We start from the raw sequence: 11408 nt of genomic DNA, 5'->3' as shown, positions 1-11408 counted from the left end.
TAGCCAGCGTGTTGAACGGCGTAGGGCTGAAAAAGGCGGAGGCCATAGTGCGCTACCGCGAACAGAACGGGCCGTTTAGCGAAATAGACCAGCTACAGGAGGTGCCGGGGATCGGTCCCTCCTTGGTGGAAAGAAATCGTGATCGATTGAAAATGTGATCCCGCTCGCGGCTGTGTGGCAAAGTGCCCTCGCAGCCGCGCTGCTCTGCTACATTTTACAGGTCATACCAGTCATCCATCGCAAACTCTTTGCCCAAGCTCTGCGGTACAGGCGTGTAGCCTGCAAGGAGGGATAACACTGAACGGGTATGCCGGTATTAATTCGCTATCACCAGAGCAGGAGCGGTTGTTTCACTATGCAGACTTATATCAAAGTTCGTGGCTATCATCTTGATGTCTATCAACACGTTAATAATGCCCGGTATCTGGAATTCCTGGAGGAAGCGCGCTGGGAGTGGCTGGAGGATCTGGATGCTTTCCACTGGATGACGCAAAACAACATCGCGTTTATCGTGGTGAACATCAATATCAATTATCGTAAGCCCGCCGTATTGGGGGATAAGCTGCGTATCGATAGCCAGATGCTGCAACTCAATGGCAAGAGCGGCGTGCTGAGCCAGCAGGTATTGCTGGAGCCTGAGGGGACAGTGGTCGCCGACGCGACGCTAACCTTTGTTTGTATCGATTTGAAAACCCAGCGTGCACTGCCGATTGAAGGCGCACTGCGTGAACATCTGGTGGCACTACAGCAGAAAGATGCTGAGGCCTGATTAAGCATCGTGCTGGTCATGGCCCTCACCCTAGCCCTCTCCCACAGGGAGAGGGGACCGAACGTGCCAGCGGTTATTTCTCTCGCGACCTGACCATCGGTAAATGAAAGGGTCGGTGCTACAGGGATATCTCAGTACCCGATGACAACACCACTCCAGCCCCCTCTCCCTAAACTGGTGTTTATGTAGATCCCTATCTTTACATTGGGAGAGGGTTGGGGTAAGGGGAGCCAACGATGGCTTAATCTGACTTATTGAGCGGCATTCCAGCCGCCCATGAACTGGCTTAAACCAAGCCGGTTTTCCGCTTCAGGCTGGCCATCACGCCGACCTTATCCTGCTGATACTGCTGCAACCCGTTGGCGCGCAGATGACAGGCCGCGCATTCTCCACAGCCGTCGCCTTGAACGCCGTTATAACAGGTGAGCGTCTCATGGCGGATGCGTTCCAACTGCTGGTAATAGTCCGCCAGCGCCCAGGTCTCAGCCTTGTTGAGCCACATCAGTGGGGTTTCAAAGCGAATATCACGTGCGATCCCCAGCACGATGGCCTGATTGAGGGCCTTAACAAACTCGTCGCGGCAATCCGGATAACCCGAGAAATCGGTCTCGCACACGCCGGTGATCACAGCTTCGGCTTCCACCTGGTAGGCGTAAATCGCCGCCAGGGTGAGGAACAGGATGTTGCGCCCCGGCACAAAGGTGCTTGGCAAGGCATCGGTCTGTGAGCTGTCGTAGGCGGGGACCGGAATGTTATCGCGAGTCAGGCTGCTGATGGCCAGCTCATTGAGCAACCCAACGTCCAAAACCTTGTGCGCCTTAGCGCCCAGAGTGTGGCATAGGGCCTGGGCCACCTCGATTTCGGCGCGATGACGCTGGCCGTAATCGAACGTGATGCAGTGAACTTCATCATACTGTTGCAATGCCTGGATCAAGCAGGTCGTGGAGTCTTGTCCACCGCTAAAAACGACGACTGCGCGCTTCATAAATCTACCTTTTGGGTTGAAGCCATTCCCGATGCACATTCGGGCGGCCGGTTTATGCCCTTTGCTGCCAGGCTACAGCGTTACTGGCCTGAGACTGGCGCTATTGGGCTTCGTAACACACATGCGGGGATGCTATCAGAAATGCTCGCAACAGCGTAGGCCAACCTAATCATCCAGCGGCGGTGGCAGCCAAGCCTGGCAAAAATCAAACCAGCCGTAGGCGGTGAGCATCACGCCATGTATACGGGGAGGGGCACTGACCTGATACTGATAGTTGAATAGGGGAGTGAGGATCGCGGCTCCCATCAACTGTTGATAATACGCTTTTAGCTGGCTGTAGCGCTGCTGCGGTGCTGGGCATTGCTGGATCTGTTGCAGGATCCGCTGCTGGTGTTGCCAATCCTCTTCTCGCAAGATCCCTTGCCACAGCAAATCGCGACGTAGCCAGCTTTCTAACGTCGCTTCCGGGGCTTCACCAATCAGGTTATCGGCCAGCAGCAGATCGGCTTGGGCTATTTGCTCGGTACTCTGCCAGCGTTTGCCGGAATAATAGTGGATCTCTAATTGACAACCATGCTCCGCCAGCAATTGTTGCAAAGCCTGAGTCACGCTCTCAAGTTCGATCGGAGGATGGTACAGCAGTGTCAACCGAGGAGGCAGCTCAACATCCTGCCTGACATCATGCTCAGGGATCGCCCAGCCTGGCAGCATTTCATGGCTTGGCATGATCACGCCCTGCTGGATGGGCAAATTGGCCAGCAACCCGGAGTACTGGATCAGCATCAGCAGCTTTTGCCCTTGTGCCTCAGTCAGTACGCCACGGCGCTGGTTAATCGCCAGATAGCACCACCCTTGGCTCATGCTGCGTTGTACCGGCCGAGCCTGTGCCAGTTCCTCCTGCTGGCCGATGGTGATGCGTACCGGGTGCTGGCAACTGGTGTCGGTACTGCGGGTTGGTAACTCTGGCGTGATCCAGTATTCGATGCTTTCCAGATAAGGATGTTGCAGATGGTAGTAAGGATGCTGTTCCAGCCGCACCATATGCGGCTCGTTTAGTGCCAGCTTAAAGGGACCTGCGCCGATGGTTGGTAACTCTGGATGCGTCATCAGGCAGGGCAGTTCTGCCAGCCGGTGTGCCAGCCAATAATCGGGCATTTGCAGATCGAACTGGACACATAGCGCATGCGGCAGGCTGATTGCTGCCACGCTGCTCAATAATGGCTGACTGCGCGGATGGTGTCGTAGGGCGTTGAGAGTTTGCAACAGCTGTTGGCCAGTCAAGGCCTCGCCGTTATGCCATCGTAGCTGACTGCGCAGAAAGAACTGCCAGCGCAGGCCGTCTTCGCTAATCTGCCAGTGATGGGCCAGATCGGGCTGGGGTTCTGGGCAACCGGTATTGAAGCGTGTCAAACCGGCATAGACGGTCGCGACCAGATGCTGTTCCGCACGGCCGCTTAGCGTCAACGGGTCGAGTTTTTCCAACGTGCGATAATAAGGGATACGCAGCGTAGGGCTGCCTTCTTGCCATTGGCCACCGAGGTGGGGACTCAGCAACTCTTGCAGATGTTGTGGCGCCAACTGCGCCATTTCCAAGGCACCCTGGTGATCGCCCTGTTGCAGTAAACGCTGGAGATGCGCGGCCCGCAGTTCATCAGGAGTTTTCAGGCATTGCAACTGCGCGCGTTTCCCCCTCCCGGCCTGTGAATGCCAACTTAGCCAGCCTTGTTCCTGCAATTGCTGCACCAGAGTACGTGCATGTCGCTCGCTGCAATAGAAGATCGCGGCTAATTCACCGATAGTGATCGCCACCGGCGTGTTGCCTAGCTGGTGGAACAAGCGTTGATACTGACCGAGGCGATGGACCTGGCGCATAGCGTTATCCTAGATGTTGCAAGCGATGAAAGATAAATCAGGAAGTGTTTATGCAAATTGTTCCCTATTACTTCCGTAAATACCACCCCATACTGCGGTGATTGCCATTGTGCTCACATTTACGAGGTTCCTATGTATCGCCTGGCCGCTTTCGATATGGATGGCACCCTGCTGACCCCCGATCACCGTGTCGGGCCGGAAACGTTGAGCGCGTTAAAGCAGCTTATCGACAGGGAGATGGTGGTGACCTTTGCCACTGGGCGGCATTACCTCGATGCCCAGCCGATCATGGCGCAACTGGGTTTACAAGGTTATCTGATCACCGGTAACGGCACTCGCGTCTATGATCAGCAAGGGCAGCAACTGCATGCTACCGACTTACCGGCGGAGATTGCCGAAGAAGTGTTGCATACCCACTGGCGTACCTCTGCCAGCATGCACGTGTTTCGTGATGAGGGGTGGTTGACCGAAACCGCGGTGCCAGAAATGCTGGCTGCACATCATCTCAGTGGCTTTCATTTCCAACTCACCGATTTGCGTCGTCTGCCCGCGTTTGGCAACAGCAAGGTCTGTTTCTGTGCCCCTCATGAAGAACTGGTCAAACTGCAGGTACAGTTGAGTGAGCATTTTGGCACCCGTGCCGACCTGTGCTTCTCGGCCTATGATTGCCTCGAAGTGCTGCCAAAGGGCTGCAACAAGGGAGCGGCATTGGACAGGCTGAGCCGCCATCTGGGGCTGACGTTGGCTGACTGTATGGCTTTTGGCGATGCGATGAATGATAAGGAAATGCTGGCGGGAGTCGGGCACGGCTTGGTGATGGGCAATGCCCTGCCACAGTTGAAATCGTTACTGCCTCAACTACAGGTTATCGGCCACTGCGAACAGCAGGCGGTGGCTCACTATTTACACCATTGGCTGCGTTCACCACACCTCACCTATTCCCCCGAATTCTGAGGTATTACCATTACAGCCAGCCGGGTATGACTACCCGGCTTTTTTTATGTTTGATTACTGAAAAACCTTCACCGAACTTAACTTGTAGGGGCGCTGCATGCTGCGCGCTTCTGGATAATCTATAGTAACTTAATAACTTATTTTTCTAACAAATTAGCCAGCTGAGCGCTATATGGCGTCAAATCGCCGATATGGTTGTTGACCCAGTCGCTATTGTAATAGGTATCCAGATAACGCTCGCCGCTGTCGCATAACAGGGTGACGATGGCACCTTGCTCGCCTTTATCCCGCATCTGTTTGGCCAGTTGCAGCGCTCCCCAGACGTTGGTCCCGGTAGAGGCGCCTACCTTGCGGCCAAGAATGTTTTCCAACCAATAAAGGGTGGCGATACTGGCGGCATCGGGCACGCGCAGCATGTTGTCGATCACCGAAGGGATAAACGACGGTTCGGCGCGTGGGCGGCCAATCCCTTCGATGCGGCTGCCACAGCTGCCGATGATGGTGCGATCGCCATGATGGAAGCAGTCGTAGAACACCGAGTTTTCCGGATCGACCACGGTGAGCTGTGTATCATGCCCTTGATAGCGAATGTAGCGCCCTAGCGTTGCTGAGGTCCCCCCGGTCCCTGCACTCATCACGATGTGTTTCGGGATCGGGTGCGGTTCGCGCTCCATCTGACGGAAAATGCTGTCGGCGATGTTGTTGTTACCACGCCAGTCGGTGGCGCGTTCGGCAAAGGTGAACTGATCCATATAATGTCCGTTCAGCTCTTTGGCCAACTCTTCTGACACCGCATAAATCTGGGCCGCATGATCGACAAAATGGCTGCGACCACCGTAAAAGGCGATTTGCTCCACCTTACGTTTGGCGGTGCAGGAAGGCATCACCGCGATAAACGGCAGGCCGAGCAGGCGGGCAAAATAGGCTTCAGATACCGCGGTGCTGCCCGAAGAGGCTTCAATAATTGGCGTGTTCTGGTTGATCCAACCATTACAGAGCCCATAAAGGAACAGCGAACGCGCCAGGCGGTGTTTCAGACTGCCGGTGGGATGGGTGCTCTCGTCTTTCAGGTAAAGATAGATACCGGGAAATTCCGGCAGGTTCAAGCGGATCAAGTGCGTATCGGCGGAGCGTTGAAAATCCGCTTCTATTTCACCAATAGCATATTTTACCCAAGCGTTTGTCATGATCTGGCCTCAAAATAGGGGGCTTAAACCCGCCGCTTTGCAAGCTCTAGCTTGAAATCCAGCAGGGATGTTTGAGGTGTAGCATAGCGGTTCAGCGAGAAAAAAGGATTGCCATTTTTCCTGTTTAATCGCCTAATAGGAGAAATATTTTCTATGAAATCACCCTATGTTGGATAAAACTGACCGTAAACTGCTGTGCATGCTGCAACAGGACTGCACGCAATCGTTGCAAGTGCTGGCCGAAGCGGTGAATCTGACCTCAACGCCCTGCTGGAAACGGCTAAAAAGGCTGGAAGATGAAGGTTACATTCGCGCACGTGTCGCGCTGCTGGATAATGAAAAGCTCGGGCTTGGCCTGACGGCGTTTGTGCTGATAAAAACCCAGCAGCACAGCAGCGAGTGGTATCAGAAATTTGTCGATCTCACCGCGCAGATGCCGGAAGTGTTGGCGTTTTACCGTATGGCGGGGGAGTATGATTACCTGATGCAGGTCGAGGTGGCGGACATGAAAAGCTATGACAATTTCTATAAGCGCCTGGTGACTGGCGTGCCGGGGCTGATTGATGTCACTTCCAGCTTCGCGATGGAAAAAATCAAATACACCACGGCGCTACCCGTGCCAGAGTGAAATCTTCACTCTACTGTTGAATGTTAAGGTTGCAGGGCTGCAGCCGGTAATTTGTCGGATATTGTCTGGAATAAAACTGCGTGAGACTCTTTGCTCAAATAGGCTGGTACTTCCGCCGCGAGTGGCGCCGCTATCTCGGGGCCGTGGTGCTGCTGATTGCCATTGCCATCCTGCAACTGCTGCCGCCTAAGCTGGTTGGCATCATTGTCGATGGCGTCACCAAGGATCAGATGTCCAACAAGGTGCTGATGGCCTGGCTGGGATTGATGATTGGCACCGCCATTGTGGTTTATCTGCTGCGTTACGTGTGGCGAGTGCTGCTGTTTGGGGCTTCCTATCAACTGGCCGTCGAACTGCGGGAAAACTTCTATCGTCAACTCAGCCGTCAGAACCCGGCTTTCTATCTACGCCACCGTACCGGCGATCTGATGGCCAGGGCGACCAATGACGTCGACCGTGTGGTGTTTGCCGCCGGTGAAGGCGTGCTGACGCTGGTGGACTCTTTGGTGATGGGGCTGGCGGTGCTGATCGTGATGAGTACCCAGATCAGTTGGCAATTGACCCTGCTTTCCCTGATCCCGATGCCGATCATGGCGATCGTCATCAAATACTATGGCGATCAGCTGCACCAGCGTTTCAAGTCAGCGCAGGCCGCGTTCTCCAGCCTTAACGATCAGGCACAGGAGAGCATGACCAGCATCCGTATGATCAAGGCTTTTGGCCTGGAGGATCATCAGTCTAACCAGTTTGCTGAAGTAGCAGCGCAAACCGGCGCAAAGAATATGCACGTGGCGCGAGTCGATGCGCGCTTTGATCCGACCATTTACATCGCTATCGGCGCGGCCAACCTGCTGGCGATCGGCGGTGGTAGCTGGATGGTGGTTAACGGTTCCCTCACGTTGGGGCAACTGACCAGCTTTGTCATGTACCTCGGCCTGATGATTTGGCCGATGCTGGCACTGGCCTGGATGTTTAACATCGTCGAGCGCGGCAGTGCCGCCTATAGCCGTATCCGCAGCCTGCTGGAAGAGGCACCGGCCGTGAAGGATGGTGAACTCGATCTGCCCGCCGGGCGCGGTAACCTGAATGTGGCAATTAACGCCTTCCATTATCCGCAAACCAACAAACCAGCTCTGCATGACGTGGCGTTGCAGTTGCGGCCGGGGCAAATGCTGGGGCTGTGTGGGCCTACCGGTTCGGGCAAATCGACGCTGCTATCGTTGATCCAGCGCCAGTTCGATATTGATGACGGCCATATCCGCTATCACGGTTTGCCACTCACCCAGATCAAGCTCGACGAGTGGCGTTCACGTCTGTCAGTCGTCAGCCAGACGCCGTTCTTGTTCTCCGATAGCGTGGCCAATAATATTGCCTTGGGCAACCCCGCGGCCACTCAGGAACAGATTGAGCAGGCAGCGCGACTGGCCAGCGTGCATGAAGATATTCTGCGTTTGCCTCAGGGGTACGAGACCGAGGTGGGGGAGCGTGGCGTGATGCTTTCTGGTGGCCAGAAACAACGTATTTCCATCGCGCGGGCACTACTGTTGGAGGCGGAAATTCTGATCCTCGACGACGCCCTCTCGGCGGTGGATGGGCGCACCGAACACCAGATCTTGCATAACCTGCGCAGTTGGGGGCAAAACCGCACGGTGATCATCAGCGCACACCGCCTTTCGGCCCTGACGGAAGCCAGCGAAATCCTGGTAATGCAACAGGGTTCGGTGGTACAGCGCGGGCAGCATGGGCAATTGGCTGGTGAGCCTGGTTGGTATCGCGACATGTATCGTTATCAGCAACTGGAAGCGGCGTTGGATGAGGCTCCTGATAGCACCGAGGAGGTTTTGGCCGATGAGTAAGATACAAAATATGTGGCCAACGCTGAAACGCTTGCTGGCCTATGGCTCGCCTTATCGTAAACCTCTCGGGTTGGCGGTGTTGATGCTGTGGGTAGCGGCGGCGGCAGAAGTCGCCGGACCGATCCTGATTGGCTACTTTATTGATAACTATGTTGCCAAAGGGCAACTGCCGCTGATGATTGTCAGCTCCCTGGCGGTGGCTTATATCCTGCTGGAACTGCTCGCTGCGGCGTTGCACTATTTCCAGGCCATCCTGTTTAATCGGGTGGCGGTTGGGGTGGTACAACGGTTACGCACCGACGTGATGGACGCGGCCCTGCGCCAACCGCTGAGCGCCTTTGATACCCAGCCTGTCGGGCAATTGATCTCGCGGGTGACCAACGATACCGAAGTGATCAAAGATCTGTATGTGATGGTGGTGTCCACGGTACTGAAAAGTGCGGCGCTGATCGGGGCAATGCTGGTGGCGATGTTCAGCCTGGACTGGCGCATGGCGCTGGTGGCGATCTGCATCTTCCCGGCGGTGCTGGTGGTGATGGGGATCTACCAATACTACAGCACACCGATTGTGCGGCGGATGCGTAGCTATCTGGCGGATATCAACGACGGCTTCAACGAAGTGATCAGCGGCATGGGGGTGATCCAGCAGTTCCGCCAGCAGATCCGTTTTGGCGAGCGCATGAGTGCGGCCAGCCGCTCGCATTACACCGCCCGGATGCAGACGCTGCGCCTGGATGGTTTCCTGTTGCGGCCACTGCTTAGCCTGTTCTCTGCCCTAGTACTCTGTGGCTTGCTGATGCTGTTTGGCTTCAGCGGTGAGGGCGCGATTGGCGTAGGGGTGCTGTATGCCTTCATCAACTATCTTGGCCGTTTGAACGAACCGTTAATTGAGCTGACCGCCCAGCAATCGATATTGCAGCAGGCGGTGGTGGCCGGTGAACGTATTTTCGAACTGATGGATCGCAGCCAGCAGAGCTATGGCAGTGACGATCGCCCGCTGGCGAGCGGCCGTATTGATATTAGCGACCTGAGCTTTGCCTACCGCAGCGACAAAAAAGTGCTGCAACATATCTCGTTGCAGGTGCCGTCACGGGGTTTTGTTGCCCTGGTGGGCCATACCGGCAGCGGAAAGAGCACCCTGGCTAACCTGTTGATGGGCTATTATCCGCTGAGTGAAGGGGAAATTCGTCTGGATGGTCGCCCGCTGTCTACGCTTTCGCACCGCACCCTGCGCCAAGGTATCGCTATGGTGCAGCAAGATCCGGTGGTGATGGCGGAATCGGTGCTGGCGAACGTCACGCTTGGTCGTTCTATCGGTGAAGAGGCGGTCTGGCAGGCGCTGGAAACGGTGCAACTGGGCGAACTGGTACGTAGCTTGCCACAAGGGGTCCATACACGCCTTGGGGAGCAGGGGAACAACCTGTCCGTAGGACAGAAGCAGTTGCTGGCCTTAGCGCGCGTGCTGGTCCAGGCACCGCAGATCCTGATCCTGGATGAAGCGACCGCAAACATCGACTCTGGCACCGAGCAGGCGATCCAGCGTGCCTTACGGTTGATCCGCGAGCAGACGACGCTGGTGGTGATCGCCCATCGCCTTTCAACCATTGTTGATGCCGACTCTATTCTGGTACTGCATCGCGGTCATGCCGTAGAGCAGGGGAACCATCAGCAGCTGTTGGCACAGCAGGGCCGCTACTACCAGATGTATCAGCTACAACTGGTGGGCGAAGAGTTGGCTGCCGCGACTCGCGACGAAACGCAACCCGCATAACCTCAAGCAAGGGCTCCGCTCCAGGAGCCCGCACCATCCACAGGCAATAGCGCTTTTCAACTCCCTCCTACTGCACTTTCCCAACGCGCAATGCACCAAAAGGGTGCGCGTTCGGTAACCCACGATCTGTGCTCCCGCCTATCGCCAGTCATTAATTCTTCGTATTTCATCTAATGCATTGAATTAAATAATAAATAAATTTATGGCACAGCCTTTGCTTGGTATGAATGGTAGCGGGGTGATTTTTGGGCTTAATCGTGGAGAGGCAATATGAAGCTGGTTACCGTGGTGATCAAACCATTCAAGTTAGAGGACGTGCGTGAAGCTTTATCCTCTGTAGGTATTCAGGGACTGACCGTAACCGAAGTCAAAGGATTTGGCCGCCAGAAGGGGCATGCCGAGCTGTATCGCGGGGCAGAGTACAGCGTCAATTTCTTACCTAAGGTCAAAATTGATATCGCTATTGCCGATGACCAGTTGGATGAAGTGGTTGATGTGATTAGCAAGGCGGCCTACACCGGCAAGATCGGTGACGGCAAAATTTTCGTTGCGGAATTGCAACGTGTGATTCGAATTCGTACCGGCGAAACCGACGAAGCGGCTCTGTGATCACAGGTTCAGTCAACTGAATGGGGATGGATTGATAATGAAAAGACTGTTATCCACGTTGGGCCTGAGTTTGGTAACCCTGGTTCCTTCTTTGGCACTGGCCGCTCCGGCGGTGGCAGACAAGGCAGACAACGCCTTTATGATGATTTGCACCGCGCTGGTGCTGTTTATGACCTTACCGGGCGTAGCGCTATTCTACGGCGGTCTGCTGCGCTCCAAGAACGTTCTTTCGATGTTGACTCAGGTGACCGTCACCTTTGCCTTGGTGTGTGTGCTGTGGGTTATTTACGGCTACAGCCTGGCGTTCAGTGAAGGTAACGCCTTCTTCGGTGGTTTCCAGACGGTGATGCTCAAAGGGATCGGGATAGATAGCCTGACCGGCACCTTTAGCCAGATGATCCACGTGGCGTTCCAGTGTTCCTTCGCCTGTATTACCGTGGCGCTGGTGGTGGGCGGTTTTGCCGAACGCATCCGCTTCTCTGCGGTAGTCATTTTTGCCGCCATCTGGTTCACGATTTCATACCTGCCGATTGCGCACATGGTTTGGGGCGGTGGTTTCTTGGCAACCGACGGCGCGCTGGACTTTGCGGGCGGTACCGTGGTGCACATCAACGCGGCCAGCGCGGGTCTGGTAGGGGCCTATCTGTTGGGTAAACGGGCCGGCTATGGTAAAGAGGCTTTCAAACCACACAACCTGCCAATGGTGTTTACCGGTGCCTCGATCCTGTATATCGGCTGGTTTGGCTTCAACGCCGGTTCGGCCAGTGCGGCTAACGG

10 protein-coding genes and 1 pseudogene are annotated in these 11408 nt (G+C 55.4%); 8 read left to right on the top strand and 3 right to left on the bottom strand.

Going from position 1 to position 11408, the window contains the following annotated elements:
• Both ACLQ7H_RS02100 and ACLQ7H_RS02095 read left to right on the top strand, forming a co-directional pair.
• Window positions 1-158, top strand: a 158-nt coding sequence (locus ACLQ7H_RS02100; protein ID WP_411751235.1) for a ComEA family DNA-binding protein, incomplete at its 5' end; no start/stop codon positions are given.
• A gap of 197 nt (window positions 159-355) precedes the next feature.
• Window positions 356-769 (top strand): acyl-CoA thioesterase, encoded by a 414-nt coding sequence (locus ACLQ7H_RS02095; protein ID WP_024483947.1) that lies wholly within the window; start codon window positions 356-358, stop codon window positions 767-769.
• Between the two features lie 286 nt (window positions 770-1055).
• Here the strand turns inward: ACLQ7H_RS02095 and queC are convergent, their stop codons facing one another.
• Together queC and ACLQ7H_RS02085 are read right to left on the bottom strand one after the other, a co-directional pair.
• Window positions 1056-1754 carry a 7-cyano-7-deazaguanine synthase QueC gene (queC, locus tag ACLQ7H_RS02090; RefSeq protein WP_411751234.1) on the bottom strand — a complete coding sequence of 233 codons (699 nt, stop codon included), beginning with the start codon at window positions 1752-1754 and terminating at the stop codon, window positions 1056-1058.
• Between the two features lie 165 nt (window positions 1755-1919).
• On the bottom strand, window positions 1920-3626 hold the full coding sequence (locus tag ACLQ7H_RS02085) for an SgrR family transcriptional regulator (protein ID WP_411751233.1): 1707 nt from the start codon (window positions 3624-3626) through the stop codon (window positions 1920-1922).
• Between the two features lie 132 nt (window positions 3627-3758).
• Between ACLQ7H_RS02085 and cof the strand changes: the two genes are divergently transcribed.
• A complete protein-coding gene (cof, locus tag ACLQ7H_RS02080; RefSeq protein ID WP_411751232.1) occupies window positions 3759-4580 on the top strand; it encodes an HMP-PP phosphatase in 822 nt (273 codons plus the stop codon).
• 137 nt (window positions 4581-4717) lie between these two features.
• On the opposite strand, the gene ACLQ7H_RS02075 is transcribed toward cof, so the two are convergent.
• Window positions 4718-5767, bottom strand: coding sequence for a PLP-dependent cysteine synthase family protein (locus ACLQ7H_RS02075; protein WP_411751231.1), 1050 nt, complete (start codon window positions 5765-5767; stop codon window positions 4718-4720).
• A gap of 166 nt (window positions 5768-5933) precedes the next feature.
• On the opposite strand from ACLQ7H_RS02075, the gene ACLQ7H_RS02070 reads away from it, so the two are divergent.
• From ACLQ7H_RS02070 to ACLQ7H_RS02050, 5 genes and pseudogenes are all read left to right on the top strand, one after another.
• On the top strand, window positions 5934-6395 hold the full coding sequence (locus ACLQ7H_RS02070) for an Lrp/AsnC family transcriptional regulator (RefSeq protein ID WP_021180156.1): 462 nt from the start codon (window positions 5934-5936) through the stop codon (window positions 6393-6395).
• Window positions 6396-6475: 80 nt separating this feature from the next.
• Window positions 6476-8251, top strand: coding sequence for a SmdA family multidrug ABC transporter permease/ATP-binding protein (locus tag ACLQ7H_RS02065; protein ID WP_411751230.1), 1776 nt, complete (start codon window positions 6476-6478; stop codon window positions 8249-8251).
• Entirely contained in the window at window positions 8244-10022 is a 1779-nt protein-coding gene (locus ACLQ7H_RS02060) for a SmdB family multidrug efflux ABC transporter permease/ATP-binding protein (RefSeq protein WP_411751229.1), read from the top strand. Before ACLQ7H_RS02065 ends, ACLQ7H_RS02060 begins: the two co-directional genes overlap by 8 nt.
• 270 nt (window positions 10023-10292) lie before the next feature.
• Window positions 10293-10631: a P-II family nitrogen regulator gene (gene glnK, locus ACLQ7H_RS02055; RefSeq protein WP_004949337.1), complete on the top strand. Its 339-nt coding sequence runs from the start codon at window positions 10293-10295 to the stop codon at window positions 10629-10631.
• A gap of 37 nt (window positions 10632-10668) precedes the next feature.
• Window positions 10669-11408 (top strand): annotated as a pseudogene (locus ACLQ7H_RS02050) (ammonium transporter); the annotation flags it as partial.

The sequence above is a fragment of the Serratia sp. (in: enterobacteria) genome, assembly GCF_046715635.1.
Lineage (GTDB): Bacteria > Pseudomonadota > Gammaproteobacteria > Enterobacterales > Enterobacteriaceae > Chania.
Note: the sequence above shows the minus strand (reverse complement) of the source record. Positions and strands in the feature narration are given on the sequence as shown.

Excerpts from the sequence above, each read along its gene's own strand:
- ACLQ7H_RS02095 (WP_024483947.1), top strand. The coding sequence starts at position 356 with ATGCAGACTTATATCAAAGTTCGTGGCTATCATCTTGATGTCTATCAA.
- queC (WP_411751234.1), bottom strand. The coding sequence starts at position 1,754 with ATGAAGCGCGCAGTCGTCGTTTTTAGCGGTGGACAAGACTCCACGACC.
- ACLQ7H_RS02085 (WP_411751233.1), bottom strand. The coding sequence starts at position 3,626 with ATGCGCCAGGTCCATCGCCTCGGTCAGTATCAACGCTTGTTCCACCAG.
- cof (WP_411751232.1), top strand. The coding sequence starts at position 3,759 with ATGTATCGCCTGGCCGCTTTCGATATGGATGGCACCCTGCTGACCCCC.
- ACLQ7H_RS02075 (WP_411751231.1), bottom strand. The coding sequence starts at position 5,767 with ATGACAAACGCTTGGGTAAAATATGCTATTGGTGAAATAGAAGCGGAT.
- ACLQ7H_RS02070 (WP_021180156.1), top strand. The coding sequence starts at position 5,934 with ATGTTGGATAAAACTGACCGTAAACTGCTGTGCATGCTGCAACAGGAC.
- ACLQ7H_RS02060 (WP_411751229.1), top strand. The coding sequence starts at position 8,244 with ATGAGTAAGATACAAAATATGTGGCCAACGCTGAAACGCTTGCTGGCC.
- glnK (WP_004949337.1), top strand. The coding sequence starts at position 10,293 with ATGAAGCTGGTTACCGTGGTGATCAAACCATTCAAGTTAGAGGACGTG.